This window comes from Nocardia sp. NPDC050175, from assembly GCF_044459885.1.
Lineage (GTDB): Bacteria > Actinomycetota > Actinomycetes > Mycobacteriales > Mycobacteriaceae > Nocardia.
The window spans coordinates 911,863-937,747 of sequence record NZ_JBITJI010000002.1; the positions used below are offsets into that span (position 1 = coordinate 911,863).

The window sequence follows — 25,885 nt, forward strand, 5'->3', positions numbered from 1 at the left end:
ATCGGCCGGTATCACGTTCAATATCGTCGCCGGATCGGGGCAAAAGGCGCGTCGGGGGCACCGCCGATGTCCGGGTGATGGAATAGTATCCGCTGCATGTCTTCACCGGGGGCGCAGACCATCACCGTGCGCCATGATGGAAACGAACGAGTCTTCGATTCGAGCCAGCAGGTCACCATGGGCCGTGCGCCGGAGGTGACGCTTTTCGTCGACAGCCCGCTGGTTTCGCGGGTGCACGCGACGCTCGCATGGCAGGGTAGCGCCTGGGTGCTGTCCGATAACGGAAGCACGAACGGCGTTTTCGTCGACGCGCGCCGGCTCGCCCAACCGGTGTCGATCGATCGGCCGACGCAGGTGCGCCTCGGTGACGCGATCAGTGGACCGTTGCTCCATCTATTGCCCGCCAATCCACAACCCCCGCAGCGCCCCTCGGCGCGGCCGCCGCAGTCGGGTCAGCAGCCGATGTCGGGTCAGCGGCCCGCCCAGCAGTTCCAGCGCCCGGCCTATCAGCAGCCGCAGGACGCGCCGCCGCAGGTGAATGTCAATCTGACCACCCGCGCCGACACCTCGAACATGCCGCCGGTGCGGGCGCGGGCGTCGACCGCGCCGATCGCCAGGGCCGATCGGCTGCCCGCGGGCGGCCTGACGATCGGGCGCACCACCGACAACCAGATCGTCGTCAACGATCCGCTGGCCTCGCGCAAGCACGCGCGCCTGGTCGCGGCGGGCGACGGGCTGACCATCGAGGATCTCGGCTCGGCGAACGGCACCTTCGTCAACGGCCACCGCCAGCAGCAGGCGGTGCTGCGCGAGCGCGACATCATCACCATCGGCAACATCGACTTCGTTGTCCAGCAGGGCACTTTGGTGCTCCGGCAGAAGCCGGTGGCCGAGCAGGGGCTCGCGGTGCACGGGGTGGCGTTCACCGTCGAGGGCAACAAGCAGCTGCTGGTCGATGTGAATATGCAGGCCAGCCGGGGCACGCTGACCGCGCTGATCGGTCCGTCGGGCGCGGGCAAGTCGACGCTGTCCCGGTTGATCGCGGGCACCACCCAGCCCTCCGGCGGTGTGGTCACCTTCGAGGGCCGCAATCTGCACGCCGAGTACGAGGCGCTGCGTTCCCGGATCGGCATGGTGCCGCAGGACGATGTGCTGCACCGCCAGCTCACCGTGCGCCAGGCGCTCGGCTACGCGGCCGAGCTGCGACTGCCGCCGGACAACAGCAGGGCCGACCGGCAACAGGTGATCGACGGTGTGCTGAAGGAACTTTCACTCACCGAGCACGCCGACACCAGGGTGGACCGGCTCTCCGGCGGTCAGCGCAAACGCGCGTCGGTCGCGCTGGAACTGCTGACCGGCCCCTCGCTGCTGATCCTGGACGAGCCGACCTCGGGTCTCGACCCGGCGCTGGACCGGCAGGTGATGGTGATGCTGCGCGAGCTGGCCGACGCCGGCCGCGTGGTGATCGTGGTGACCCACTCCATCGCCCACCTGGACATGTGCGACCAGGTACTGCTGCTCGCGCCCGGCGGCAAAACCGCCTACTGCGGCAACCCGGCCGGGGTCGGCGCGGCGCTCGGCACCACCGACTGGGCGGAGATCTTCGCCAACGTGGCGGCCAACCCGGATCAGGCGTTCGCCGCCTATCGATCCAGGCAGGCGTTCGCGCCACCGCCACCGCCACCACCGCAGCAATACGGGTCCGCGGGCTCACCACCGCAATCCAGTGGCGGCAAACAGTTCTCGACGCTGTCGCGCCGTCAGATGCGGCTGATCCTGGCCGATCGCGGCTATCTGTCGTTCCTGGTGATCCTGCCGTTCATCCTCGGCGCGCTGTCGCTGGTGGTGCCTGGCAAGGACGGTTTCCAGCGCGGGGCGCTGAAGGCGTTGCCGGACGGCACTTTTGTGCCCACCGGCGGCGGCGAGACCCAGCAGCTGCTCGTCGTGCTGATCCTCGGCGCCTGCTTCATGGGATCCACGCTCACCGTGCGCGATCTGGTCGGCGAGCGCACCATCTTCCAGCGTGAACGCGCGGTCGGGCTGCTGCCGTCGGCGTATCTGTCGGCGAAGGTCGCGGTGTTCAGTATCACCGCGCTGTTGCAGTCGGCGGTGCTGGTCGGCATCGTGCTCGCGGGCAAGAAACGGCCGGACGAGGGCGCGGTGCTCGCCTCGGGGAGCGGGGAGCTGTACATCGACATCGCGTTGACCGCTGTGTGCTGTGTCGTTGTCGGCCTGCTGCTTTCGTCGCTGGCCAAGTCGAACGAGCAGGTGATGCCGCTGCTGGTGGTCGCCATCATGGTGCAGCTGGTGATGGCGGGCGGGCTGATCCCGGTCACCGGCCGGGTGGTGCTCGAGCAAGTGTCCTGGTTGTTCCCGGCGCGCTGGGGGTATGCGGCCGGTGCCTCGACGGTGAACATTCGTGAGGTGTTCCCCAGCGCGCAGCCGGACACGTTATGGCAGCACACACCGGGCATCTGGGCGTTGGACGTCGCCGTGCTGTTACTGATCACCCTGGTGCTCGCCGTCATCACCTGGCGGCGGCTGCGACTGAAGGCGTCGGCGGCGTGACGGGCGAGCGATTTTCCGGCCACTACCGGGGGCTCCGGACAAGAGCAAGCATCTCGGCCGCACACCAGGCACACTTATGCCTGTGACGGTGCGAGTAGGGGCGGTACATCTCGGCTGGGATGTGGTGTCCGTGGCCGCGGGTGGCGGTGGCACACCGATCCGCCCGGTCCAGGTGGAAGGTATGTGGACACCGCCGGCGTATCTGCTGGCGGATTCTTCGGGGCGGTTGCACACCGCGGGCGTGGACCGGCAGCGGCCGGACCTCGGCATGGCGATCGCGGATGTGCGCGACATCCTCGGGCACCCGCAGATCGTGGTGGCCGGGGCGACCTGGCCCGCGGAGCTGGTGTTCCGGGCCAGGATGTACAACCCGCTCGCCTCGATCGGTAAGCACTTGCGCGGCAAGCCGGATCTGGTGGCGTTGCCGTTCCCGGACGGCTGGCCGGACGAGAAGGTCGAGGTGTACGCCGGTCTGGTGGAACAGCTCGACGTGACCGTCGAGCCGCTGCCGGAGAGCGTCGCGTTGTCCGGCTATGTGCGCGCGCTCGGGCTGGTGCACCCGCCGGACCAGGCCAGGCCGCACGGCATCGGTGCGACCGGGGTGTACTCCGACGGCCGGACCGTGCTGGTTGTCGCGGTGCACGGCGACGACGAGCAGCCGACCGAATCGGTTGACGTGCCGGTGACCATGGAGTCGATGCGCGATGCCAGGTCGGCGGACAACGTGGTCATCGAGGTGATGGCCGCGGCCCGCTCGATCGGCGCGGACACCTCGACGGTGTTGCTGTCGGGCAACGTCTGCTTCAACGATGCGCTGCGGCTGGCCTTCCAGAACCATCTCGGCCACCGGTTGCAGGTCGCCGATCATCCGATGCACGCGCTCGTGCTCGGTGCGGCTCACCTGCTGGTGACCGATACCGAAGCCGAGGAGCCGGAACCGTCGGGTCGGCATGCCGAGCCGGCGCAACCACGGGTCGATCCCACCCAGTTCCAGGATCCGGGACCGCAGTACCGCGATCCGGCCGGGCACTATCGGGCGGAATCCGCACCGCAGCAGGCCGCGCCCGGGCAGCGTCAGGCCGGTGCCGCCCATCGGCAGGCCGAGTCCGCGCAGCGCCAAGCGGAGTCCTCGCAGCGCCGAACGGACGTGCCACAACCCCACATGGATCCGTCCCCGCCGCGGACCGTGCCGCCCGTGCAGTACGGGCCCGGCTATCCGACGCAAGGTGAGGAACCGACGACCAGGCTCACCCGCGACGAGGTGCCGCGACTGCCACCGAATCTCGCCGAGCGCTTCACCCGCCCGCCGGGTCAGTATCCCGAGGAGCAGGGTCGACCGCCCGGCAGCGCGCCGCAGGCCGGGCCGCCGCCCGGCCAGACGTCCGGTGCGCGGTCGTATCAGGCGCCGCAGTCCGATGCCGAACCCGGGCGACACGGGTGGCGGGAGCCGGAGTCCGAGGACGACGACGAGGACCGGCCCCGCAAGGGGAAACTGTGGAACAAGATGAAGGACAACCTGTTCGGGGCGCACACGGTGGTCGGCGCGCTGGCGCTGGCGGTGGTCGCGCTACCGGGCGGCGGTGATCGGGTCGAGCTGACCGCGGCCGAGGTGACGTTGACCACGGCACCCGCGCCGTCGTCCGCGGCGGACCCGATCGTGTGCCCGCTGACGCCGTACGTGACCAACGAGGTCAATCCCGGCATCTCGTCCGTGCGCGGTCTGTCCGCAGGCGGTGAACGGGACGACCGGGGGACCGCGGACCAGGACTGTCGGCAGCCGGGAGTAGACACCCTGCGCTACCTGCTGCCCGGCCCGCGCCGCGCCATCGATCCGGGGCCACCGATCGAGATCTGACGCGATTTCGATCGTCGGATCGTGGCTGGTATTGTGGCTCGTTGGCGTATGGACGGCCGGGCAACCGGTCGTGCAATCGAATCCCGGGTCTCCACCGGCCGCCGGGAGCTTCGACCACATGCCTGGCCGGCAACACCGACTACAGACAGGGAAGCACTGTGCCTACGTACAGCCCCAAGGCTGGTGACGTCACCCGTCAGTGGTACGTCATCGACGCCACTGACGTAGTGCTCGGCCGTCTCGCCGTTCAAGCAGCGAACCTGCTGCGTGGCAAGACGAAGCCGACCTACGCACCGAACTTCGACGGTGGCGATTTCGTCATCATCATCAACGCCGACAAGGTTGCCATCTCCGGCAACAAGAAGGCGGACAAGCTGATCCACCACCACAGCGGGCACCCGGGCGGCCTCAAGTCGCGCACTGTCGGTCAGGTGTTGGAGAGCCGTCCGGACCGGCTCGTGGAGAAGGCCGTCAAGGGCATGATCCCGAAGAACAAGCTCGGCAACGCGATCGCGGGCAAGCTGAAGGTCTACGCAGGCCCGAACCACCCGCACGCCGCTCAGCAGCCCATTCCATTCGAGATCAAGCAGGTGGCCCAGTGACCGCTCCTGAGGAATTCAACGAGGAAGCCGTCGTCGAGGAATTCGACGCCGCCGAGGTTGTCGAGGACGGCGAAGGCTACGAAGAGGCCGAGGTCGCAGTCGAGACCTTCGCCCCGATCGTGATCGACCGCCCGGTGCAGACCGTCGGCCGTCGTAAGGAAGCCGTCGTTCGCGTGCGGATGGTGCCGGGCTCCGGCAACTTCGTGCTCAACGGCCGCACCATCGAGGACTACTTCCCGAACAAGGTGCACCAGCAGCTGGTCAAGTCGCCGCTGGTGACCGTCGAGCGGGCCGAGAACTTCGACATCGTCGCCCTGCTGCACGGCGGCGGCCCGTCGGGACAGGCCGGCGCCCTGCGTCTGGCCATCGCCCGCGCGCTGATCGAGGTCACCCCGGACGACCGCCCCGCCCTGAAGCGGGCCGGCTTCCTGACGCGTGACCCGCGTGCCGTCGAGCGTAAGAAGTACGGTCTGAAGAAGGCGCGTAAGGCGCCGCAGTACTCGAAGCGCTGATTTTGGCCTCGCCGACCACCGTCATCCGGCACCCTGGAGGTGCCGGGGGCGGTACGGTCGGCGGGCAACCTGTACGAGAGCAGGCTTCCAGCAACGGCTGGTCGCCTGCTCTCGTGCTGTATCAGCCGCGGCGTTTCGGGTGCCCTGTGTGGCAACACCGGCTGTCGTCTTCGGACGCGCCGCGGATCCACCGATGAGGGGCTGAGGTATGGGACGTTTGTTCGGCACCGACGGAATCCGTGGGCTGGCCAACGAGTCGTTGAGTCCGGAACTGGCGCTGCGCGTTTCGGGTGCGGCCGCTCAGATTTTGAGCAGTGGCAAGAAGCGTCCCCTCGCGGTCGTCGGCCGCGACCCGAGGGCAAGCGGCGAGATGCTGGAGGCCGCGGTCACCGCGGGGCTGACCGCCGCCGGGGTGAACGTGCTGCAGGTCGGCGTGCTGCCGACGCCCGCCGTCGCCTATCTCACCGGCCTCTACGACGCGTGCTTCGGCGTGATGATCTCCGCGTCGCACAATCCTATGCCGGACAACGGCATCAAGATCTTCGCGGCGGGCGGGCACAAGCTCGACGACGCCATCGAGGATCGCATCGAGGCGCTGCTCGCTGCCGAGGACACCGCGCTGCGACCGACCGGACGCGGCATCGGGCGGGTCGTCAACGCGTCCGGCGCGCGTGATCACGGGCAGGTGGTGCCGGACCAGTACAGCGTCGCGGGCACCCACGAGCGGTACGTCGAGCATCTGGTCGAGGCGACCGGGCAGGACCTGTCCGGGCTGACCGTGGTGGTCGACTGCGCGCACGGCGCGGCGTCCGAGGTGGGGCCCGCCGCCTTCCGGGAGGCGGGCGCGACGGTGATCGCGATCAACGCCGAGCCGGACGGCCTCAATATCAACGATGGTTGCGGCTCAACGCATTTGGACACCGTGCAGCGGGCGGTGCGCGAGCACGGCGCTGATCTGGGGCTGGCCCTCGACGGTGACGCCGACCGGTGCCTCGCGGCCGATGCCGACGGCAATGTCGTCGACGGTGACGCGATCCTGGCGGTGCTCGCGCTCGATCTGCACGAGGCCGGTGAGCTGGCGAAGGACACCCTGGTCGGCACCGTGATGAGCAACCTCGGCCTGCACATCGCCATGCGGGAAGCCGGAATCACCTTGCTCACCACCGCCGTCGGGGACCGCTATGTGCTGGAGGAACTGCGCCGCGGCGGTTACACGCTGGGTGGCGAACAGTCCGGGCACGTGATTTTCCCGAAGTTCGGCACCACCGGCGACGGCATTCTCACCGGCCTGAAGCTGATGGCCAGGATGGCGCGGACTCGGCGCAGTCTCGCCGACCTCGCCGCCGTATTGCGAACGGTGCCACAGGTATTGGTGAACGTGGCGGTCAGCGACAAATCGCTGGTCGCGGCGGCGCCCGAAATCCGGGACGCGGTGCGGGAAGCCGAACGCATCCTCGGCGACACCGGGCGAGTCCTGCTGCGCCCCAGCGGCACCGAGCAGTTGGTTCGCGTCATGGTGGAAGCCACCGATCCCGCTCAGGCCAGGCAGCTCGCCGACGACCTCGCCAAGCGCGTCGCGTCGGTCTGATCCGAGGGACGCCTGGCGAGTTCGGCTCGTCAGGCGGTTTCGGTGAGCTTGCCGAAGTCCATGTGCCAGCGGCGGGTGGCCTGGACGGTGTCCAGCATGCGGCGGTCGTGGGTGACCAGCAGCAGTGTGCCGGTGAAGGATTCGACGGCCTGCTCGAGCTGCTCGATGGCGGGCAGGTCCAGATGGTTGGTCGGTTCGTCGAGCACGAGCAGGTTCACGCCACGAGCCTGCAGCAGCGCTAGGGCGGCGCGGGTGCGTTCGCCGGGGGACAGGGTTTCGCAGGCGCGCAACGCATGTGAGCCGCGCAGGCCGAACTTGGCGAGCAAGGTGCGGACCTCGGCGTCCGGCCAGTCCGGCATCTGCGCGCCGAAAGTGTCGGCCAGCGAGGTTGTGCCACGGAACAGGCCGCGCGCCTGATCGACCTCGCCGATCTCCACACCCGAGCCGAGCGTGGCGGATCCGGTGTGTGGCTTGATCTTTCCGAGCAGCAGCGCGAGCAGCGTGGACTTGCCGGAGCCGTTCGCGCCGGTCAGCACGATCCGGTCGGCGAAGTCGACCTGGGTGGTGATCGGGCCGAGGGTGAAATCGCCCTGGGTGACCGTCGCGTCGGACAGCGTGGCCACCACCGACCCGCTGCGGGGCGCGGCGCCGATGGTCATCCGCAGCTCCCACTCCTTGCGCGGCTCCTCGACCGCGTCGAGGCGTTCGATGCGGCGTTGCGTCTGGCGGGCCTTGGCGGCCTGCTTCTCGGTGGACTCGGCGCGCATCTTGCGGCCCGCCTTGTCCGAGTCGACCTTCTTCGGGTCGCGGGCCTTGCGGCGGGCGTTGCGCACACCGTGTTCGAGCCAGTTGCGCTGCATCTGCGCCCGCGCCTCCAGGCCCGCCTTGGTGTCGGCGAACTCCTCGTAGGCCTCGCGCGCGTGCTGGCGGGCGATCTCGCGTTCGGTCAGGTACGCCTCGTAGTCGCCGTCATAGATCCCGACCTGCTGCTGCGCCAGATCCAGCTCGACGATCCGATTCACGGTCAGCGCCAAGAACTCCCGGTCATGGCTGATCACCACCAGCGGCACCCGGACACCGGTGACGAACTGCTCCAGGCGGGCGAGGCCGTCCAGGTCCAGGTCGTTCGTCGGCTCGTCGAGCAGCAGAATGTCGAAGCGGGACAACAACACCGAGGCCAGTCCCGCGCGCGCGGCCTGACCGCCGGACAGGCCCGTCATCGGGGTGTCCAGGCCGTTGGGCAGGCTGGCGATCAAGCCGAGATCGGCGGCGACCTCCGCGGCGCGCTGGTCGAGGTCGGCGCCGCCGAGTGCGAGCCAGCGCTCCAATGCGGGTGAATACTCGTCTTCGCCGCCGTCGGCGATGCGTTCCGCGGCGGCATCCATGGTTCGCTGCGCCTCGGTGACACCCGTTCGGCGGCCGAGGAATTCGAGCACCGTCTCGCCGGGCACCCGCTCCGGTTCCTGTGCGAGATAGCCGACGGTGGCGTCGGGCGGGCTCAGCGTGATGGAGCCGGTGGCGGTGCGCCGGTCCGCGAGCATGCGCAGCAGCGTCGACTTGCCCGCGCCGTTCGCGCCGACCAGGCCGATCACGTCACCCGGTGCCAGGGTGAGGTCGAGGTCGTCGAACAGGGTGCGTTCGCCGTGTCCCGCGGACAGTCCGCGCGCGTGCAGAGTGGTACTCACGACTGCGCCTCGCTGGCGCTCGGCTCCGTCGTGTGCACGGGCACGCTGTGTTTTTGGTTCACTCGCTGACGCTCGCTCACGGTCCTAAGTCTGCCGTGTTCGCGCAGCCCACCCCTTACTCGGGGTAACACCCTGAACCAGGGGTGTAGGAAATCAGGGTCGGCATAGCACCACGGACCGATGTGCCACGGCGTGCGGCTCGGCAGAGTGGAGTTCGAAGAGATCATCATCAGAGAGGGAAGACCATGACCGCACCTACCCGCCGTTTCACCCGCTCCACCCATGACAAGTGGATCGCCGGAGTCTGTGGCGGCATCGCCGAATACCTCGGCTGGAATGCCAATGTCGTGCGCCTGCTGTTCGTGCTTTCCTGCCTGCTGCCCGGCCCGCAGTTCATCATCTACCTGGTGCTGTGGCTGCTGATGCCGAAGAAGTGAGGCCCAGGGGGCTGCGTCGGACTGCTCTGGATGTCAGGATGGAGCGATAGCGTTGTTGTCGGGTCATTGGATGACAGCACCACGAGTCCTGCTGAGGAGGAGTAATGATCACCTCGGGTGAATTGCCGGGTCTGGAACTACCCGGTATCGACGCGTCCTCGTCGCTGGACGGCCTGGGCGCCGTCGAACTGCACCATCCCACCCAGGACATCGATGGTGACGGCACCCTCGACACCATCACCACCAACGGTGGCGACTCGATGCAGGTCTGGACCGATTACGACCACGACGGCCTCGCCGACCACGTCACGGTCGTCGAGCACGACGGCGACTACGCGGCGTGGGAATTCCACCGGCATCCCGACGGTACGTCGGAGTGGGTGCGCACCGACCACGGGAAGATCGGCACGTAGCTCGTCGCAGGTCGGTTGTTCGCGCCGTTTCCGCCCAAGTAGATTTTTCCCGGGTACGGCCCTGTGCTGGATTCGATGGAACCGAACGTCGTCGTGCCGCGTCGAAGGAAGTATGGGGACGCCCGGCGCCGACGTAAGACCGGGGAGATCGTACGAGGCAGGGACGGAGGGGATCGCGTGACCGGATCCGAGTTGGTCGGCGTCAAGACGGGGGAGTTGGGGCGGCTCGGCAATGAGCTGAGCATGTCTGGACATGCGGTGCGAGACCGCGCGAAGGACCTGGCCCACACTATGTTCGGCCCGGCCCAAGCGGGCGAGCACTACGGCGATCAGGGGCGCAAGATTCAGGCCGGGCTCGAAACGATCTACACGTGGCTCGGGAACTGGTCGGAGGCGACGCTGGCCATGGGGGAAGCGGTGGGGGCCGCCGTGGTGAAGGTCTCGAATACCGATGAACAGACCTCGTTCGATATCGATAAGATCGACAACGGTAACAAGGCATAGGGGCGGACATGGCTTTCAGTGTTCCCGCGAACGCGACCGTCAAAGAGTATCTGGATATCGGGTCGCGCAGCCTGCTGTATTTCGAGAAGTTCGAGCCGCGGTTCACGCACGCATTCGGTAGCGACAAACTCCCGTCGACTTACGCGGAGTTGCACAAGCGGTTCTACGAGCAGAACGGGATGGACGAGGGCAGGCTGCGCGGTGTCGCGACGATGCTGCAACGAGTGCTGGACGGGGCGAACTCTGAGCTGGATAAGCAGCGGACACAGTCGAACGCGCTCGGGGGAGTTTGGCAAGGCAGGGCGGCCGACGATGCCGGCATCATGTTGAACCAGCAGATCGATCGTGCGGGCACCGATTCGAAGGCTGTGGGCGAGGCGCAGAAGGCGATCGCCGCAGCGGGGGATGGGCTGCGCGCCGCGGTCAAGATCAAAGCCGAGGTGGTGCGCTATATCCTGGAGAATGGCGAAGATGTCAAAATCGCCGATAAGACTCCGGAAGATATCGATGACATCATTTCCGGTAAGACATTCGCCTGGAGCAACACCACTGACAACAGCTTGCTCAGCAGCCTGTGGCGCATATTCCCGGATCTGACCGGTGGCCTGGACGCATGGGAAGCCGGGCAGATCGGTTATGTGGGGCCATGGTCTGACTACCACGATCGGATCCAAGCTCGTTGTCGGGATTGGCTCGACAATGTATTCAAACCGGACTACCTGGCCAAGGCAAAGATGTTCACCGAGGCATGCGATTTGACCGATAAAGCGGTCAAGCAGGTCTACGATCCGATTATCAACGCATTGGGCCAAGTATCGGTCGCGCCCTACCCGCGTCCGGTGGGTGCTCCGGCACCGGATAAGCCGAAGGACACCGTCCAGCCCGGGAATCCCGCTGCGCCAACGGTTCCGGCGAGTACTACGCCTGCGCCGTCGACGCCGAGCGCGCCGTCGACGCCCGCGTCGCCGTCGACACCCTCGACACCTACCGTTCCGGCAAGCACGGTGCCGACTCCGAGCGTGCCCACCACACCCACCACGCCTACGACACCGACTACACCTACGACACCGACGGTTCCGAATACGTCGTCGCTGGAGGGGCTACCGGCGCTCAGCCAAGTGGCGAGTCAGTTGTCGCCGTTGACATCCGGGATCAGCAACCTGGTCGAATCCGGGATCACCTCGCTGTCCGGGACGATCAAGGACGGCGTCGACAATGCGGTGAAGATGGTCGAGGGGATTGTCGATCCGACGCAGGTCGACAAGGACGGCGACGGAAAGCCGGACGGTAAGCCCGCGGCCGAATTCGATGTTGCCGGTAAGCATCTGAAGTTCGAGATGGCGGACGGTCAGCTGAAACTGGTGATGTCCGAAGCCGACGGCAAGGCGCAGGAGTTCAGCGTGCGGCTGGACGAGCACGGGATGCCGGTTATCGAGGTGCACGAGCCGAAGGATCCCGCGACGCCCGCGACCGAAGAAAAGCACTCGCCTGCGACTGACGAGAAGCCGTCATCCGCGTCGCCCGGCGAGAAGCCGTCGCCCGCGCCCGGTGACAGGCCGTCGCCCGCGCCCGGTGACAGGCCGTCGCCCGCGCCCGGTGCGCAGCCGCCGCCTTCCGATTCCGCCCCGACCGCCCCCGGTCAGGACAAAGCAGGCGACAAGCCGCATGCCGACGAAGAGAGCACCAGCCAGCCGAACGGCCGGGTCGGCACCCCGCCACCCGTGCGCCGCGGCGAAGACGGCGAACACCGGCCCAAACGCATGCCAGGAGAACAGAATCCGGACGCACCGTTCGACAGCGGCGCGGAACTGGCCGAGGCAGGCCCGATGGGCGATCTGGCAGAAGCGGGGCCGCTGTGAGCACCCGCGGTGCAGCGGTGAACCGGTAGCCTGGTGCGGATGCGGCGGGGAGTGCGCGTCGATGGCGCGATGCCCGCACAGCGCGGAGCCGAGCGTCGGCGCGAAGCCGCGCGCTGATGTCCACCTGCGGATCGGGGAGAATCGACATCGTGAGTTACGCCGAGGAGATCGAGCGCGTCGCCGAGGAATGCCGTCGCCGCTCGGCGCTGCTGCTGGACGAGCTGGAGCAGATCAACCGCAAGACCGCGGACACCAGCCGCGACCTCGCCGATGCCGCCGCCGCCGAGATGCGGGAATTCTGGTCGGAGCACTCGGAGGAGCTGGAAAAGGCGCGCGCCGAGGCCGAAGAGCGCGAGCGGCTGGAGACCGAGGCCCGCGAACAACGCGAAGCCATCGCCCGCTCGATCGCCGCCCGCAAAGCCAACCGGGATGTCCTCCCGGTCGACCTGGAAGACGAAGAAGCCGCCTTCTACCAGCGCGAAAGCTGGCTGATCTGAACCATCCGCGGGCAGCGTCATCGAGTCGAGTCATATGGTCGCTAAACGATCTTCAACAGCAACCATTTGACTCGACTCGATGACGCCAACGATCACGTGACTCGCCGCGTTTTCCCCAGCATCTTTCAACCGGACCACAGCCAGTCCTCACGCTGGAACTCACACGTTGCCCATCACAGGCTGCGGAAGAGAAGGTCGGGTACCCCACCTGACGTGCCCAGCACTACTCCGGTCATCCGATGGGTTGTCGAAAACCTCGGAGACAGCACACCACCGGAGATCTCTCGGCACACCAACTCGAACCAGTACACCCAGAGATCCTCGGAATAGTGCACCTATCCGGGCAAGTGCTGCTTAGGACTCCAGACGTGAGCAGCTCATAGAAGCTGAAGACCTATCCACATTTTCCCGTGAGTAGTGCTGGGCGCGTCAGGTGGGGTACCCGGCTTTAGGTGTGCGTCAGGTGCGCGGTGTCGCGTTCTGGAGGTGGTCATCTGGCTGTGGTCGCGTTTCAAGCGCTTTGGACAAGAGCGAGTAGGCGGTGGTTTGGCCTTTCCTGGATCCCGGTGGTGGTCGCCGCGCGTGAATTGTGCAGGCGCGCAGGGTATTGCTGGCAATTTTGTGCGCGGCTGCACAACTCGTGCGCGGGGAGGGCTTGCTCGCTGTTGGCAGTGCGGATGTGCACTGGGACTTGGGATCTGCACTCGGAATAGGGCCCTAAAGCCAGTGCAGGTCCCGAGAGAGTGCGCAGATTCCGGTTTCGGCTTGGTGGGGTGGGGTGCTGGGCACTCGTGGCGGGGTGTGTTCCCGGTTCGATTGCGGATCCGCACTCTTTCTCGGAATTCGCCCCAGTGCAGGTCCCGAGAGAGTGCGCAGATTCCGGGTTCGGGTTGGTGAGGTAGGTGCTGGGCACTCGTGGCGGGGTGCGTAGCCGGTTTCGAGCACCGATCGGCACCCTTTCTCGGAATCTGTCCGGCAGTAGGGTCTTGATCTGGGTGCGTGATCCCGATACAGGGTGCTGATTCCGTTGCCCGCGTGGCGAATTGGAAGGTGCTCACCCGTTGTTTAACCTGCACACCCGGTATAGCGGGTGTGCAGGTTAAACAACGGGTGAGCGGTTCAGCGCAGGCCGTGCTGTACCCGGATTCACCACAGATCCGCACTCTCACTCGGGATCTGCACTCGGAATAGGGCCCTAGAGTCGGTGCGAATCCCGAGTTAGGGTGCGGATTCTGCTGCTTGCTTGGGTTTGGGAGGGGGTTATCGGCGGAGGAGGCCGGCGAGTTGGGTGATCTTCAGTTTGGGGGCGGGCTTTTCTTCCTTGGCCTCTGGATCGACGACGACCGTGTGCGGGATGTCCGCCTCGGGGTCGGCGAAGGGCTGATAGGTCTTGTCGCCTGCCACGGTGGCGAGCAGGTAGCCCGCGAGCAGGGCTCGGGTGGTGCGGGCGGTTTTGGATTCGTGTTTGCCCGCGCCGACGGCGGCCAGTACGCGGCGGCCCTCGATGATGCCGTTGTGTGAGGCGCCGTCGATCGCCCGGAATACCGAACGCCCGCCCCATGCGGTAGCGAGGGGGATGGCGTTGGAGCTGACCGAGGCGAGATCGGTGGCACCGGCCAGGATCAGTGCGGGCGTGTCGAGGTCGGGCGCGAGGTTTTCGGCGGACGGCGCGGTGGGTGCGGGGAACAAGGCGGCGACCGCGGCGACCTGGCGCTGGGTCGCGGCGATGACGGCGGCGCCGGCGCCCATGCCGTGGCCGACCAGCGCGAGCCGGTCGGGGTGCACGCTGATGGTGCCGTCACCGAGCCGCACACCCGTGCAGATGTCCAAGGTGGTGAGCAAGTCGGTGGCCAGGCCGAGGTGTGACGGAATCGGACCGCGCTCGGTATCCGGGGCGGCGGCGACAAAACCCCAGGACGCCAGGTGCTCGAGTAGGCCTCGGTAGTTGGCCGCGCCGGTCAGCCAGCCGTGCCCGAACGCGACGGCGGGCAGGTTGAGCCCCGATTCGGGCGTGAAGACCACCCCCGGCTGCCCGGCGATGGCCAAATTGCCGCGCAGCACCCGATGGGGGCCGCGGCTGGTCAGGGTGCTCAGGAGTGATTTCACAGACGCCGACACGACGAGAACGTTATCCGATAAGTACTCTGGTGAGCCATGTGCGGAATCGTGGGGTACGTCGGATACCGGGACGCGCTCGGCGTTGTCGTTGACGCGTTGCGCCGCATGGAATATCGCGGCTACGACTCCGCGGGTGTGGCGATCGTCGATGGCGCTGGTGCGCTGGCAGTGGAACGCAAGGCGGGCAAGCTGGCGAATCTCGAGGCCGAGCTCGCCGAAATCGGGGTGGCGCGGTTCGCGGGCAGCACCGGAATGGGACATACGCGGTGGGCGACGCACGGCGCGCCGACCGACCGCAACGCGCACCCGCATCGGGACGACAGCGGCAAGGTCGCGGTCGTGCACAACGGGATCATCGAGAACTTCGCCCCGCTGCGCCGGGAGCTGGAGGACGCGGGCGTCGAGCTGCGCAGCGACACCGACACCGAGGTCGCCGTGCACCTGGTGGCCATGGCTTACGCCGACGGGCCGACAGCGGGTGACTTCGCGGCCAGCGCGCTCGCGGTGGTTCGCCGGCTGGAAGGCGCGTTCACGCTGGTCTTCACCCATGCCGATCACCCGGACCTGATCTTCGCGGCACGTCGGTCGACGCCGCTCGTCATCGGGGTCGGCAAGGGCGAGATGTTCATCGCCTCGGACGTCACGGCGTTCATCGAGCACACCCGCGAGGCGGTCGAGCTCGGTCAGGACCAGGCCGTGGTGATCACCGCCGACGGCTACACGGTCACCGATTTCGCGGGCGACGACGCCGCCGGGCGGACCCGCCCGTTCACCATCGACTGGGATCTGGCCGCCGCCGAGAAGGGTGGCCACGACTACTTCATGCTCAAGGAGATCGAGGAGCAGCCCGCGGCGGTCGCGGACACCTTGATCGGGCATTTCAGCGTGGACTCCGACGGCGCGGGCCGGATCGTGCTGGACGAGCAGCGCCTCGCCGATCAGGAGCTGCGCGACTTCGACAAGGTCTTCGTGGTCGCCTGCGGCAGCGCCTATCACTCCGGGCTGCTGGCCAAGTACGCGATCGAGCACTGGACCAGGCTGCCCGTCGAGGTGGAGCTGGCCAGCGAATTCCGTTATCGCGACCCGGTGCTGGATCGTTCGACGCTGGTGGTGGCGATCTCGCAGTCGGGCGAGACGGCCGACACGCTCGAGGCGGTGCGCCACGCCAAGGAGCAGAAGGCGCGCGTGCTCGCGATCTGCAATACCAATGGCGCGCAGATCCCGCGCGAGTCCGACGCGGTGCTCTACACCAGGGCGGGGCCGGAGATCGGCGTCGCCTCGACCAAGGCGTTCCTGGCTCAGGTGACCGCGAATTACCTGGTCGGACTGGCCTTGGCGCAGGCGCGCGGCACCAAGTACCCGGACGAGGTGGCTCGCGAGTTCGCCGAACTCGAGGCGATGCCGAAGCTGGTGGAGCGAGTGCTGGAGACGGCGCCGCAGGTGCGGGCGATCGCGCGCGAGCTGGCGCACGTGTCGACGGTGCTGTTCCTCGGCCGTCACGTCGGCTACCCGGTCGCGCTGGAGGGTGCGCTCAAGCTCAAGGAGCTGGCGTACATGCACGCCGAGGGTTTCGCGGCGGGCGAGCTCAAGCACGGCCCGATCGCGCTGATCGAGGATGGTCTGCCGGTGATCGTGGTGATGCCGTCGCCGAAGGGGCGCGCGGTGCTGCACTCCAAGCTGCTCAGCAACATTCGCGAGATCCAGGCGCGCGGCGCGCGCACCATCGTGATCGCCGAGGAGGGCGACGACACGGTCCGTCCGTTCGCCGACGACCTCATCGAGATCCCGTCGGCGCCGACGCTGTACCAGCCGCTGCTGTCGACAGTTCCGCTGCAGATCTTCGCCGCCGAAGTGGCGCAGGCCCGCGGCTACGACGTGGACAAGCCGCGCAACCTGGCCAAGTCCGTCACCGTCGAATAACTCACAGCCACAACCCTTTAACGCACGCACCCCGAACCGCTCAGCGATTCGGGGTGCGTTGTATTAGGGCGATGCGCAGCTTGCCCACCGAGCCGGACGAGGCTGCGGCAAGGTGTGCGAGAACCGGCTCGGTGATGTCGCGTTCGGCGCTGCCACTCGTGGCGCGGACCCGGCTGCGATAAGGAGCGCCGCCAGGCCGGCTGTACGGCTTGAGTCAAGGGTGGGCGACGGCTATGCGGGGTTCGGTTGAGGCAGTGGCGGATTGGGTGTTCGACCGGCGTTCCAGGGCGCCGGACCAGACGGCCAGGGCGAGGGCGATCAGCACCAGGACGACGCCGACCCAGTTGGGGGCGGTGTAGCCGAAGCCCGCGGCGATGACGACGCCGCCGAGCCAGGCGGAGATGGCGTTGCCGAGGTTGAAGGCGCCGATGTTGACGGCGGAGGCCAAAGTCGGTGCGCCGGCGGCGTGGTCGAGCACGCGCTTCTGCAGCGGTGGCACGGTGGCGAAGCCGAGGGCGCCGATCAGCACGACGGTGATCGCGGCGGCGATCTTGTTGTGCGCGGTAAGGGTGAACAGCGCGAGCACCACGGCCAGGCCGCCGAGGGACAGGTAGAGCATCGGCATCAGGTGGCGGTCGGCGAACTTGCCGCCGATCAGGTTGCCCGCGAAGAAGCCGACACCGAACAGCACCAGCAGCCAGGTGACCGAGCTGTCCGCGAAACCGGTGACCTCGGTCATCATCGGCGCGAGATAGGTGATCGCCGCGAAGACACCGCCGAAGCCGAGCACGGTCATCGCCATCGCGAGCAGCACCTGCGGGTTGCGGAAGACGGCGAGTTCGGTGCGCAGCCTGGCGTCCTGCGGCGCGGGCTGTTCGGGTACCAGCACGGCGACGCCGACCAGGCCGATCAGGCCGACCAGCGCGACGATCAGGAAAGTGAGCCGCCAGCCGAATTGCTGGCCGAGCAGGGTGCCGAACGGCACGCCGACCATGGTGGCGACGGTGAGTCCGGTGAACATGATCGCGATCGCACCGGCGCGCTTGTCCGGGCGCACCACGGCACCCGCGACGACCGCGCCGATACCGAAGAACGCGCCGTGCGCCAGTGAGGCAACGATGCGTCCGGCCAGCATCAGGCCGAAAGTGGGTGCGACAGCGGACAATACGTTGCCCGCCACCAGGAGCAGCAGCATGCCGAGCAGCATGCGTTTGCGGGAGACCCGGGTGCCGAGCCCGGTCATCAGCGGCGCGCCGACCACCACGCCGAGCGCGTATCCGGTGACCAGCAGTCCCGCAGTGGGGATGGACACCGCGTAGGTGTCGGCGATGTCCGGGAGCAATCCCACGACGACGAACTCGGTGGTGCCGATTCCGAATGCCCCGAGTGTCAGGGCGAGGAGTGCGAGCGGCATGAGCGGGAGCCTCCAGTAAAAGTTGCGCCTGATCCTTACAGGCGTCAACAATAATTGCATACGCGTGATAATTGCAAGCGCGGGCTATTGCGATACTCATCTATCCTGGAGGGACAACCCCTACGCGGAAGGAACACGATGACCGCGGATGCCGCCCTGACCGGCCTGGCCGATGGCTGGTACGCACTGTCGCTGCTGCACGATCGGATCGAGGCGCACATCGAACGGGCGCTACAGGGCGGTCATGACCTGAGCGTTCGCGAGTATTCGCTGCTGGTCGTGCTCAGTCGTCAGCACGATGGGCCGGGCGGCCACCTACGGATGAACCAGGTCGCCGAGGCCGTCGTGTTGAGCCAGAGCGCTACGACGCGCCTCGTCACCCGCCTGGAGGACCGCGGCCTACTTCAGCGCTACCTGTGCCCCGACGACCGTCGCGGTATCTACACCGACGTCACCCCGCCGGGTCTGGCCCTCCTGGAGAAGGCCCGCCCCACGCACGACGACGCCCTCTCCGGCGCGCTGGGTCAAGCCGCCGCCGACCCCGAGCTGGCACCGCTGGTGGCGGCCGTCGAGGCCCTCAACACCAGTTCCGCGCGCAGTCCGCGTACCCGCCAATATCGGCCGGTCTGAAAGGGCTACTGGACGGTGATGGTGCCGCGCATTTCCGGGTGCAGCGAGCAGAGGTAGCGGTAGGTGCCTGCGACGGTGAAGGTGTAGCTCCAGTCGCCCTTGTCGATGATGGGGCTGTTGAGGCCCATGGCCTTGTCGCCGATGCCCTGCACGGTGTGCGGTGCCTTGTCGGCGAAGTGCCAGGTGACGGTGTCGCCGGCTTTGACGGTGACGTCGGCCGGGGCGAACTTCATGTTGTTCACCTCGACGGTGATGGCGGCGGGCTTGGTGTCGCCCGCGGGCTGGGACGTCGTGGTGGTCGGATGCGGGCGCTTCGTGGTCGTCGCGGCCGAGCCGGAGTCGCTACCACCGCACCCGGCGACCAGCAGCGCCGCTGCCAGCGTGCATCCGATAACAACCTGTGTGGACCTTGCACGGGGCTTGACCATAGGCATGATCGCCAAGCGTAGTCTGCTGTCGTTGCGGGCTTGTACGGCACTATCGGCGCCTCCGGGCCGCGCAGTGACGCTCGAGCAGTACCGAAAGTGGAGGATCGCCCATGTCCACGCAGCGGGGTTATTACACCGCCGACGAAGTACGCGAGGCCGAGGCCGAGCTGTTCACCCGAGTCCCGGACGGCGTCCCCATGCAGCGCGCGGCGCACGGTCTGGCCACCGTGGTGGCCGGCGAGCTGCGGGCGCGCACCGGCGGTGTCGCCGGGCGTTCGGTGACCCTGCTCGTCGGCTCCGGTGACAACGGCGGCGACGCGCTGTGGGCGGGATCGATGCTGCGCCGTCGCGGTGTCGCGGTGACCGCGGTGCTGCTGAATCCGGCCCGCGCCCACGCGAAAGGTCTTGCGGCGCTGCGCAAGGCGGGCGGCCGGGTGCGCGCCGAGATCGGCGATCCGGACTTGGTGATCGACGGCATCGTCGGCATTTCGGGGCGTGGTTCGTTACGTTCGGACGCCGCCGAACTCGTTGCGGCGGTGCGCGTCCCGATCATTGCCGCGGATTTGCCGAGCGGGGTGGATCCGGATACCGGCGCGATCACCGGTCCTGCCGTGCGGGGCGACGTCACCGTCGCGTTCGGCGCGTACAAGCCGGTGCATGTGCTGGCCGCGCCGCACTGCGGCCGAATCGAGCTGGTGCCCATCGGGTTACGTCTGCCCGAACCGAATCTGGCTGCGCTGGAACCCGCTTCGATCGGCGCGAGCTGGCCGGTGCCGGATGCGACCGACGACAAGTACTCCCAGGGTGTCACCGGCGTCTGTGCGGGCAGCGCCGAGTATCCGGGTGCGGGGGTGTTGTGCACCGGCGCCGCCGTCGCGGCGACCTCCGGCCTGGTCCGCTATGCCGGAACCGACGCCGCAGACATCCTCGCCCATTTCCCGGAAGTCATTGCCACCGAGCATGTTTCGGAGGTCGGCCGAGTGCAGGCGTGGGTGTTCGGTCCCGGCGCGGGCACCGACGCCGACGCGCACAAGCGGCTCGTCGAGATCCTCGCCACGGATCTGCCCGTCGTGGTGGACGCCGACGGCCTCACCATGCTCGCCGCCGAACCAGACCTGGTTCGTGGCCGCTCGGCCCCGACCGTATTGACCCCGCACGCAGGCGAATTCGCGCGCCTCACCGGAGTGGAGGTCGGCGACGACCGGGTGGCCGCGGTCCGCTCCCTCGCCGAGGACTGGCAGCTCACCGTCCTCCTGAAGGGCCGCGCCACCCTCGTCGCCACCCCCGGCGCTCCGGTTCTCGTCAACGAGGCGGGCGCATCCTGGGCCGCCACCGCGGGCGCGGGTGACGTCCTCTCCGGCATCATCGGCGCCCTCCTCGCCGCCGGGCACGCCCCCGGCTGGGCCGCCGCGGCCGCCGCACGGGTCCACTCCCTCGCCGCCAACCTCGCCGCGCACGAAGGCCACCCCGACGCCGCGCCCATCTCGGCGAGCCCGCTGCTGGACCACATCCGCCCGGCCATCCGCACCCTGCGCGCCCTGGCCCGTTCGGGCCGCTGACGCGAGGGGCGTCCCGCGTCTGGGTCGGCCCGCTGCTCGGAGAACTCAGTCATAGGACCGCTCGCCCCGCTGTGCCGCAGAACACGGCCGGGGCAACTCGCCGCAACCAGATATCCCCGCGCCAATAGACTTCACCAAGAACAATCGTGACGACCGACGTCGACAGCACATGGGTAACTCGTCGGATACGGGCTGACCGCAGCCCCTCGCGTCACTGCCAGCCGCCGACGCCACGGATCCAGGTCTGGCTCGAATACTCGGAGAGGCGGGCTGCGTGAACGCGCAAGTGGAGACGGTCATCGATCTGGATGCCATCGCTCACAACGTGCGCATCCTGCGCGAACTCGCGGGCGACGCCGCGGTGATGGCGGTGGTCAAGGCCGACGGCTACAACCACGGTGCCGTCGAGGTCGGCAAAGCCGCGCTGGCCGCGGGTGCCGCCGAGTTGGGCGTCACCACGATCGACGAGGCCGTGCAGCTGCGCGAGGCCGGTATCACCGCGCCGATCCTGAGCTGGCTCAACGACTCCGACGCGGACTATGCCGCCGCGATCGCCGCCGACGTCGAGATCGGCGTCTCCTCGCTCAGTCAACTGCGCGCGGCGGAAGCGGCGGCCAGGAGCACGGGTCGCGCCCCGACGGTCACCCTGAAGGTGGATACCGGGCTCAACCGCAACGGCCTGTCGACTGCCGAATACCCGCAGGCCCTTGCGGAACTGCGGGCTCTCGTCGACGAGCAGGCGGTGCGTTTCCGGGCGATCTTCTCTCATCTCGCCCGCGGCGACGAACCCGCGCACCCGACCAATGATCTGCAGCGCGACCGCTTCCTGGACGCCATCGCCGCCGCCAAGGAGTACGGCCTGGAACCGGAACTGGTGCACCTGGCCAACTCGCCCGCCACGCTGACCCGCCCCGACCTCGCCTTCGACCTGGTCCGCCCCGGCATCGCGATGTACGGGCTCTCGCCGGTGCCCGACCTCGGCGACTTCGGACTTCGCCCGGCGATGACCTTCCAGGCCCGCGTCGTTCAGGTCAAGCAGATCGCGGCCGGTGCGGGCGTCTCCTACGGACACACCTGGATCGCCCCGCGCGACACCACGGTCGCGCTCATCCCCGCGGGCTATGCCGACGGCGTATTCCGGCCGCTGAGTGGACGTTTCGAGGTGTGGCTCGGCGGCGCGCGGCACCCGAACGTCGGCCGGGTCTGTATGGACCAGTTCGTCGTCGACCTCGGCGACAACGCCGCGAACATCCGCGAGGGCGACGTCGCGGTCATGTTCGGCGGCGGCCAGGGCGAACCACGGGCCGAGGACTGGGCGGTCCAGCTCGACTCCCTCAACTACGAGGTGGTCTGCGCGCCACGCGGCAGAGCGGTCCGCCGCTACGTGGGCGGTGCCCGGTGAGACGCCCCCGGATCACCCCGGTGCGCGGCGGCCTCGCCACCGCGGGCGTGATCGGCGCCTTGGCCGGGGTGCACGCCCTGCGCCGTGCGGGCGCCCGCGTGCTCTGGCCCGCCCGCCGCGACGAATACCGGGACGAGAACTTCGATCTCATCGAGGAGGACCGTTCCGGCGCGGTGCTCACCGAGGACGGCGTGCGCCTGGCCACCCGCGAATGCGGACCGGCGGACGCGCCGGTCACCGTGATCTTCGTGCACGGCTTCTGTAACACCATGGAGTCCTTCCACTTTCAGCGCCGCGACCTCGAAAAGCGCTGGGGCGCAAGCGCGCGCCTCGTCCTGTTCGACCTACGTGGGCACGGCCGCTCCGGCACGCCGGAGACCGACAGCTGCACCGTCGCCCAGCTCGGCCGCGACCTCGCCGCGGTGATCACGGCGAGCGCGCCGAAGGGCCAGGTGGTGCTGGTCGGTCATTCGCTGGGCGGGATGGCGGTGCTCGCCGCCGCGGCGCAGTTCCCGGATCTGTTCGCGGACAAGGTGATCGGGGTCGCGCTGCTCTCCACTGCCGCCGCCGAGGTCACCGCAGCGGGCATCACCCAGCTGCTGCGCAACCCGGCGATCGACGGGTTCCGGATGGCCGTGACCACCGCGCCCGCGCTGGTCCAGGCCGGTCGGTCCACGGCGCGGCATGTGATCACGCCGATCCTGCACGTCAGCTCGTATCACGGGCAGGTGAGTCCCACCCTGTCCCGGTTCACCACCATGATGATCGATCGGACGCCGGTCGAGACCATCGTGAAATTCCTGAAAGCCATCGAGCTGCACGACGAATCGGCCGCGCTGCCCACCCTCGCGCACCTGCCGGTGCTTGTCCTCGGCGGCACCAACGACCTGGTGATCCCGTTCCGCAACTCGCGTGCGCTGTCGCACGAGCTGCCGAGCAGCGAATTGATCCGGCTCATCGGCGCCGCGCACATGGCGCACCTGCAGTACCCGGATATCGTCAACGACGCACTCGATCGATTGCTCGTGCGCGCCGGCGTGCGCGAACCGACCAAGGCCTCGGAGGTGACCAGTGGCTGACCGGCAGCAGCGGATCCTGCCCACCGTCGCCGACACCGAGGCGCTCGGTCGTGAGCTGGCCGCCGGGCTCGGCGCGGGCGACCTGGTGGTGCTGGACGGCCCGCTCGGCGCGGGCAAGACCGCGCTCACCAGGGGCATCGCCGCGGGCCTCGGCGTGCAGGGCCGGGTCAGCTCGCCGACCTTCATCATCGCCCGCCAGCATCGGGCGGGCGAGCGCGACGGCGCGGTGCCGCTGGTGCACGTCGACGCCTACCGACTCGGCGGCGATCTGGACGAGCTGGACGCCCTCGACCTCGACACCGATCTGCATCAGGCGGTGGTCGTGGTGGAGTGGGGCCGCGGCGTGGTGGAACACCTGACCGATCGACACCTGCGGGTGCTGCTTTCGCGCGAACCGGATTCGGACGTGCGCACCGCCGAATGGGAATGGGTCGATTAACTACCCGGTAGCTCCGCACCGACGGCAGCTACCAACCGGTATCGTTGGATCAATCATGCTGGTATTAAGCGTCGACACCGCGACACCCGCCGTGACAGCGGGATTGGTGGAACTGGAGCAGGCCGCACCGGGCGCGGCCACCGTCGGTGGCGACCGCTCGGCGGTCGCGCCACGCGGCAGCGCAGGCGAACGCTTACCGGTCGCTCGATACGACACCCGCACCCTCGCCGCCCGCGTGCGGGTCGATCCGCGCGCGCATGCCGAGGTGCTCACCCCGCAGATTCTCGAATGTCTCAGCGCGGCAGGACGTTCCAGGGCCGACCTCGACGCGGTCGTGGTCGGCATCGGGCCGGGCCCGTTCACCGGGCTGCGCGTCGGCATGGCGACGGCCGCGGCCTTCGGTGACGCGCTGGGCATTCCGGTGTACGGGGTGTGCAGCCTCGACGCGATCGCCGCCGACGCGGTGTCCGACCTCACACCCGGCAGCGAACTGCTCGTGGTCACCGACGCGCGCCGCCGGGAGGTGTACTGGGCGCGCTACCGCGACGGCGTGCGCGTCGCGGGGCCGGACGTGGCCAAGCCGAACGAGGTGGATATGGCGCAGGCCACGGTGATCGCCGGGTCCGCCTCGCACGTCGACTTCTTCGACCTGCCGGTGCTTCCGGTGGAGACGCCGTCGCCCGCCGGGCTGGTCCAGGTCGCCGCGCCGGAGCTGCTCGCGCGCGCGGTGCCCGACGCGCTGGTGCCGCTGTACCTGCGCAGGCCCGACGCCGTCGAGAAGAGCTACCGCACCCTCGACCGGACGGGAGCGTGACCCGATGACTATCCGAATCGAGCCGATGGTCACCGCCGACATCGAGCGCTGCGTCGAACTCGAGCAGCTGCTGTTCCCGGAGGACGATCCCTGGCACGCGGTGGCGTTCCAGTCGGAGCTGGCCGCACCGCACAATCGCTACATCACCGCCCGGGACGACGACGGGCGAATGGTCGGCTACGCCGGCGTCGCGCTGCTCGGTGATGACGAACACCCCGAGGCCGAGGTGCACACCATCGGTGTCGACCCGACCTGCCTGCGGGCCGGCATCGGCACGCTGCTGCTGGAGGCGCTGCTCGCCGAGGCGGGCCAGCGCGGCGGGCCGGTGTTCCTCGAGGTTCGCACCGACAACACCCCGGCGATCGCGTTGTACGCCAAGCACGGCTTCCACATCATCGGGTTGCGCAAGAACTACTACCATCCCAGCGGCGCCGACGCCTACACCATGCGCAGGCCCGCGTTGAGCGCGCTGCCCCTCCCGGACGAGGTCCTCTCGTGATCATCATGGGCATCGAAAGTTCCTGCGACGAAACCGGAGTCGGCGTCGTGCGCAGGCACGCCGACGGTAGCTGTGAGCTGCTCGCCGACGAGGTCGCCTCCAGCGTCGACCAGCACGCGCGGTTCGGCGGCGTGGTGCCCGAGATCGCGTCGCGCGCGCATCTGGAGGCGATCGTGCCCGCGATGCGCCGGGCGCTGGCCGCGGCGGGCATCGCGAAGCCGGACGCGCTGTGCGTGACGATCGGACCCGGTCTGGCCGGTGCGCTCCTGGTCGGTGCCGCGGCCGCGAAAGCCTATGCGGCAGCGTGGGATGTGCCGTTCTACGCGCTGAACCATCTCGGCGGGCATGTCGCGGTGGACACGCTGGAGCACGGTCCGATGCCGCCGTGCGTCGCGCTGCTGGTCTCGGGTGGGCATACGCATCTGCTGCAGGTCACCGATCTGGCCGAGCCGATCATCGAGCTGGGCAGCACCATCGATGACGCGGCGGGCGAGGCGTTCGACAAGGTGGCTCGGCTGCTCGGGCTGGGTTTCCCCGGCGGTCCGGCGTTGGATGCCGCTGCCGCCCAAGGTGATCCGCGCGCGATCGCGTTTCCGCGCGGCATGACCGGGCCGCGGGACGCGCGCTACGACTTCTCCTTCTCCGGTCTGAAGACCTCCGTCGCCCGCTATGTCGAGTCGGCGCAGCGCAGCGGGCTGACCGCCGAGGACCTGCCGATCCCGGATATCGCGGCGTCGTTCCAGGAGGCGGTTGCCGATGTGCTCACCATGAAGGCGGTGCGCGCGGCACAGGACGTCGGCGTCGACACGCTGGTGCTCGGTGGCGGCGCGACCGCCAACTCGCGGATCCGATCGATGGCCGAAGAGCGGTGCGCGGCAGCCGGGTTGACGCTGCGGGTGCCCAAACCGCGGCTGTGTACCGACAACGGTGTGATGATCGCAGCGCTCGGCGCGCATGTGATCGCGGGCGGCGCGAAGCCGTCGCCGCTCACGGTGGCGACCGATCCCGGGTTGCCGGTGTCGGTCAGTCGGGTTGTCTGACATCGAGGTCTGTTGTCCGACAC

Annotated in this window: 23 protein-coding genes; 19 read left to right on the top strand and 4 right to left on the bottom strand. The window is 68.4% G+C overall.

What is annotated here, in order from left to right:
- Nucleotides 1-96 precede the first annotated feature (96 nt).
- From ACIBK2_RS09560 to glmM, 5 genes are all read left to right on the top strand, one after another.
- Nucleotides 97-2,568 carry an FHA domain-containing protein gene (locus ACIBK2_RS09560; RefSeq protein WP_396965405.1) on the top strand — a complete coding sequence of 824 codons (2,472 nt, stop codon included), beginning with the start codon at nucleotides 97-99 and terminating at the stop codon, nucleotides 2,566-2,568.
- A 76-nt stretch (nucleotides 2,569-2,644) separates the two neighbouring features.
- On the top strand, nucleotides 2,645-4,423 hold the full coding sequence (locus ACIBK2_RS09565; RefSeq protein WP_396965407.1) for a hypothetical protein: 1,779 nt from the start codon (nucleotides 2,645-2,647) through the stop codon (nucleotides 4,421-4,423).
- Between the two features lie 158 nt (nucleotides 4,424-4,581).
- Entirely contained in the window at nucleotides 4,582-5,025 is a 444-nt protein-coding gene (gene rplM / locus ACIBK2_RS09570; RefSeq protein ID WP_107654232.1) for a 50S ribosomal protein L13, read from the top strand.
- Complete coding sequence (gene rpsI / locus ACIBK2_RS09575) at nucleotides 5,022-5,537, top strand: 30S ribosomal protein S9 (RefSeq protein ID WP_396965410.1); 516 nt, start codon at nucleotides 5,022-5,024, stop codon at nucleotides 5,535-5,537. The genes rplM and rpsI overlap by 4 nt, the downstream gene beginning before the upstream one ends.
- A 208-nt stretch (nucleotides 5,538-5,745) precedes the next feature.
- The gene (gene glmM / locus ACIBK2_RS09580; protein ID WP_396965412.1) at nucleotides 5,746-7,125 is read left to right on the top strand and encodes a phosphoglucosamine mutase; all 1,380 of its coding nucleotides are present in this window, start codon (nucleotides 5,746-5,748) and stop codon (nucleotides 7,123-7,125) included.
- A gap of 29 nt (nucleotides 7,126-7,154) precedes the next feature.
- Here glmM and ACIBK2_RS09585 read toward each other — a convergent pair whose 3' ends face one another.
- Nucleotides 7,155-8,810: an ABC-F family ATP-binding cassette domain-containing protein gene (locus tag ACIBK2_RS09585; RefSeq protein ID WP_396965414.1), complete on the bottom strand. Its 1,656-nt coding sequence runs from the start codon at nucleotides 8,808-8,810 to the stop codon at nucleotides 7,155-7,157.
- A gap of 245 nt (nucleotides 8,811-9,055) precedes the next feature.
- Between ACIBK2_RS09585 and ACIBK2_RS09590 the strand changes: the two genes are divergently transcribed.
- From ACIBK2_RS09590 to ACIBK2_RS09610, 5 genes are all read left to right on the top strand, one after another.
- Complete coding sequence (locus ACIBK2_RS09590; RefSeq protein WP_357386371.1) at nucleotides 9,056-9,247, top strand: PspC domain-containing protein; 192 nt, start codon at nucleotides 9,056-9,058, stop codon at nucleotides 9,245-9,247.
- A gap of 104 nt (nucleotides 9,248-9,351) precedes the next feature.
- The gene (locus tag ACIBK2_RS09595) at nucleotides 9,352-9,660 is read left to right on the top strand and encodes a DUF6802 family protein (RefSeq protein ID WP_396965417.1); all 309 of its coding nucleotides are present in this window, start codon (nucleotides 9,352-9,354) and stop codon (nucleotides 9,658-9,660) included.
- Nucleotides 9,661-9,837: 177 nt separating this feature from the next.
- Nucleotides 9,838-10,164, top strand: a complete 327-nt coding sequence (locus ACIBK2_RS09600) for a hypothetical protein (RefSeq protein WP_396965419.1) — start codon at nucleotides 9,838-9,840, stop codon at nucleotides 10,162-10,164.
- 8 nt (nucleotides 10,165-10,172) lie between these two features.
- Entirely contained in the window at nucleotides 10,173-12,023 is a 1,851-nt protein-coding gene (locus ACIBK2_RS09605) for a hypothetical protein (RefSeq protein ID WP_396965421.1), read from the top strand.
- Between the two features lie 149 nt (nucleotides 12,024-12,172).
- Nucleotides 12,173-12,520, top strand: a complete 348-nt coding sequence (locus ACIBK2_RS09610; protein WP_396965423.1) for a hypothetical protein — start codon at nucleotides 12,173-12,175, stop codon at nucleotides 12,518-12,520.
- 1,260 nt (nucleotides 12,521-13,780) lie between these two features.
- Here ACIBK2_RS09610 and ACIBK2_RS09615 read toward each other — a convergent pair.
- Nucleotides 13,781-14,638 (bottom strand): dienelactone hydrolase family protein, encoded by an 858-nt coding sequence (locus ACIBK2_RS09615; protein ID WP_396965425.1) that lies wholly within the window; start codon nucleotides 14,636-14,638, stop codon nucleotides 13,781-13,783.
- 36 nt (nucleotides 14,639-14,674) lie between these two features.
- Here ACIBK2_RS09615 and glmS point away from each other — a divergent pair, with 36 nt between their 5' ends.
- Nucleotides 14,675-16,558, top strand: coding sequence for a glutamine--fructose-6-phosphate transaminase (isomerizing) (gene glmS, locus ACIBK2_RS09620; RefSeq protein WP_396965427.1), 1,884 nt, complete (start codon nucleotides 14,675-14,677; stop codon nucleotides 16,556-16,558).
- A 214-nt stretch (nucleotides 16,559-16,772) separates the two neighbouring features.
- Here glmS and ACIBK2_RS09625 read toward each other — a convergent pair whose 3' ends face one another.
- Entirely contained in the window at nucleotides 16,773-17,972 is a 1,200-nt protein-coding gene (locus tag ACIBK2_RS09625; RefSeq protein WP_396965429.1) for an MFS transporter, read from the bottom strand.
- Between the two features lie 138 nt (nucleotides 17,973-18,110).
- Here ACIBK2_RS09625 and ACIBK2_RS09630 point away from each other — a divergent pair, with 138 nt between their 5' ends.
- The gene (locus ACIBK2_RS09630; RefSeq protein ID WP_396965431.1) at nucleotides 18,111-18,602 is read left to right on the top strand and encodes a MarR family winged helix-turn-helix transcriptional regulator; all 492 of its coding nucleotides are present in this window, start codon (nucleotides 18,111-18,113) and stop codon (nucleotides 18,600-18,602) included.
- 5 nt (nucleotides 18,603-18,607) lie between these two features.
- Here ACIBK2_RS09630 and ACIBK2_RS09635 read toward each other — a convergent pair whose 3' ends face one another.
- On the bottom strand, nucleotides 18,608-19,036 hold the full coding sequence (locus ACIBK2_RS09635; protein WP_396965433.1) for a cupredoxin family copper-binding protein: 429 nt from the start codon (nucleotides 19,034-19,036) through the stop codon (nucleotides 18,608-18,610).
- A gap of 104 nt (nucleotides 19,037-19,140) precedes the next feature.
- Here ACIBK2_RS09635 and ACIBK2_RS09640 point away from each other — a divergent pair, with 104 nt between their 5' ends.
- From ACIBK2_RS09640 to tsaD, 7 genes are all read left to right on the top strand, one after another.
- A complete protein-coding gene (locus tag ACIBK2_RS09640; RefSeq protein WP_396965435.1) occupies nucleotides 19,141-20,589 on the top strand; it encodes an NAD(P)H-hydrate dehydratase in 1,449 nt (482 codons plus the stop codon).
- Nucleotides 20,590-20,803: 214 nt separating this feature from the next.
- The gene (alr, locus tag ACIBK2_RS09645; protein ID WP_396965901.1) at nucleotides 20,804-21,991 is read left to right on the top strand and encodes an alanine racemase; all 1,188 of its coding nucleotides are present in this window, start codon (nucleotides 20,804-20,806) and stop codon (nucleotides 21,989-21,991) included.
- The gene (locus ACIBK2_RS09650) at nucleotides 21,988-23,070 is read left to right on the top strand and encodes an alpha/beta fold hydrolase (RefSeq protein ID WP_396965437.1); all 1,083 of its coding nucleotides are present in this window, start codon (nucleotides 21,988-21,990) and stop codon (nucleotides 23,068-23,070) included. Before alr ends, ACIBK2_RS09650 begins: the two co-directional genes overlap by 4 nt.
- Nucleotides 23,063-23,509, top strand: a complete 447-nt coding sequence (tsaE, locus tag ACIBK2_RS09655) for a tRNA (adenosine(37)-N6)-threonylcarbamoyltransferase complex ATPase subunit type 1 TsaE (RefSeq protein ID WP_107654250.1) — start codon at nucleotides 23,063-23,065, stop codon at nucleotides 23,507-23,509. The genes ACIBK2_RS09650 and tsaE overlap by 8 nt, the downstream gene beginning before the upstream one ends.
- Nucleotides 23,510-23,564: 55 nt before the next feature.
- Entirely contained in the window at nucleotides 23,565-24,323 is a 759-nt protein-coding gene (tsaB, locus tag ACIBK2_RS09660) for a tRNA (adenosine(37)-N6)-threonylcarbamoyltransferase complex dimerization subunit type 1 TsaB (RefSeq protein WP_396965440.1), read from the top strand.
- Between the two features lie 4 nt (nucleotides 24,324-24,327).
- Nucleotides 24,328-24,822 carry a ribosomal protein S18-alanine N-acetyltransferase gene (gene rimI, locus ACIBK2_RS09665; RefSeq protein ID WP_396965442.1) on the top strand — a complete coding sequence of 165 codons (495 nt, stop codon included), beginning with the start codon at nucleotides 24,328-24,330 and terminating at the stop codon, nucleotides 24,820-24,822.
- Nucleotides 24,819-25,862, top strand: coding sequence for a tRNA (adenosine(37)-N6)-threonylcarbamoyltransferase complex transferase subunit TsaD (gene tsaD, locus ACIBK2_RS09670; protein WP_396965444.1), 1,044 nt, complete (start codon nucleotides 24,819-24,821; stop codon nucleotides 25,860-25,862). The genes rimI and tsaD overlap by 4 nt, the downstream gene beginning before the upstream one ends.
- Nucleotides 25,863-25,885: the final 23 nt, after the last annotated feature.

Excerpts from the sequence above, each read along its gene's own strand:
- ACIBK2_RS09560 (WP_396965405.1), top strand. The coding sequence starts at position 97 with ATGTCTTCACCGGGGGCGCAGACCATCACCGTGCGCCATGATGGAAAC.
- ACIBK2_RS09605 (WP_396965421.1), top strand. The coding sequence starts at position 10,173 with ATGGCTTTCAGTGTTCCCGCGAACGCGACCGTCAAAGAGTATCTGGAT.
- ACIBK2_RS09590 (WP_357386371.1), top strand. The coding sequence starts at position 9,056 with ATGACCGCACCTACCCGCCGTTTCACCCGCTCCACCCATGACAAGTGG.
- ACIBK2_RS09635 (WP_396965433.1), bottom strand. The coding sequence starts at position 19,036 with ATGCCTATGGTCAAGCCCCGTGCAAGGTCCACACAGGTTGTTATCGGA.
- tsaB (WP_396965440.1), top strand. The coding sequence starts at position 23,565 with ATGCTGGTATTAAGCGTCGACACCGCGACACCCGCCGTGACAGCGGGA.
- glmM (WP_396965412.1), top strand. The coding sequence starts at position 5,746 with ATGGGACGTTTGTTCGGCACCGACGGAATCCGTGGGCTGGCCAACGAG.
- ACIBK2_RS09640 (WP_396965435.1), top strand. The coding sequence starts at position 19,141 with ATGTCCACGCAGCGGGGTTATTACACCGCCGACGAAGTACGCGAGGCC.
- ACIBK2_RS09595 (WP_396965417.1), top strand. The coding sequence starts at position 9,352 with ATGATCACCTCGGGTGAATTGCCGGGTCTGGAACTACCCGGTATCGAC.
- glmS (WP_396965427.1), top strand. The coding sequence starts at position 14,675 with ATGTGCGGAATCGTGGGGTACGTCGGATACCGGGACGCGCTCGGCGTT.
- ACIBK2_RS09565 (WP_396965407.1), top strand. The coding sequence starts at position 2,645 with ATGCCTGTGACGGTGCGAGTAGGGGCGGTACATCTCGGCTGGGATGTG.
- ACIBK2_RS09625 (WP_396965429.1), bottom strand. The coding sequence starts at position 17,972 with ATGCCGCTCGCACTCCTCGCCCTGACACTCGGGGCATTCGGAATCGGC.
- ACIBK2_RS09630 (WP_396965431.1), top strand. The coding sequence starts at position 18,111 with ATGACCGCGGATGCCGCCCTGACCGGCCTGGCCGATGGCTGGTACGCA.
- rimI (WP_396965442.1), top strand. The coding sequence starts at position 24,328 with ATGACTATCCGAATCGAGCCGATGGTCACCGCCGACATCGAGCGCTGC.